1 protein-coding gene and 1 pseudogene are annotated in these 940 nt (G+C 59.3%); both read right to left on the reverse strand.

Annotated elements, in window-relative coordinates:
- Positions 1-308: 308 nt before the first annotated feature.
- Positions 309-569 (reverse strand): annotated as a pseudogene (locus BQ17_RS24045) (group II intron maturase-specific domain-containing protein); the annotation flags it as partial.
- 21 nt (positions 570-590) lie between these two features.
- Positions 591-734: a hypothetical protein gene (locus tag BQ17_RS21625; RefSeq protein ID WP_176722346.1), complete on the reverse strand. Its 144-nt coding sequence runs from the start codon at positions 732-734 to the stop codon at positions 591-593.
- Positions 735-940 lie beyond the last annotated feature (206 nt).

A 940-nucleotide genomic window follows, 5' to 3' on the forward strand; every position in this document is an offset into this window, starting at 1 on the left:
ATCGATCTTGCAGATTCATAGCTTTCAGGGATGAACCACCCTCCCCAAAATCTTCATGTCTTAAGTGGCAAATCCCGACCCGTTCACCGCTTGCAGGGATTTTTCGTTTCACCAGTAGAGTAGAGGGCAGGCGTTCCCCGTCCGTAGATCCGGCCTATCTGTTTCCGCCCCTTTCGTCTGGCGGTGCCTCACGAGCCGAATCCTAGCCGGGTTCGCCTGCCCCCCTCGTCAAACGCCGCATGCGGTTCTCCCGCACGGCGCTTTCCTGTTGCCTTCACATCCGAAGCTTTCGCTGGGGAGACCAGCCGTTAGCGTTGCAACAAGCCCAGTTGCTTGTCGAGGTGTGCATACCATGTCACCCCTTCCGGTGGCCGATCGGGGCGCTGGCTCCGACGTTTCAGGTGCCGCACCAAGCGGTGCTGGAGAAACCAGTTCATGGCTCGAAAAGCGGCACGACTCTGGCCGTTGCCGAAGTAATTCGCCCATCCTCGGACCTGACCATTGACCGGCCTAATCAGCTTGGGGATCAGAATCAGACTCCGTTCCGAGTTGATTATCCCCCGCCGCTTGTCGCGCGCTCGGGCACACGCCTAGGCACTCGGGACGCGGGGGAGATACCGCTTGGCACACCCGAAGCGATCCCTTTCGTACCGGAAGTTGTAGCCCCGAAACTCCAGGCTCGCCCCAGGCCTGGTCAGCTTGATCACGCGGGTCTTCTCGCGAGTGATCTCCACGTGACCGACCGCAGCTACATGTCTATCCGCAATTTATATGGCAACCATCTTTCAGGTTGCTCGACTGACCAAGCTTCGCCTGGCGCACCAGAGAACACAGCGGAGATGAAATGTCGGCTACGGTCATTCACTCCCCGTTCGGAACGCATCCTGCCGGTATCGGCTTACCGCCCTTTGGAGTGCGGCGGCAACCAGATACCCTTGGG

The sequence above is a fragment of the Candidatus Thiosymbion oneisti genome (genome assembly GCF_900092655.1).
GTDB lineage: Bacteria > Pseudomonadota > Gammaproteobacteria > Chromatiales > Chromatiaceae > Thiosymbion > Thiosymbion oneisti.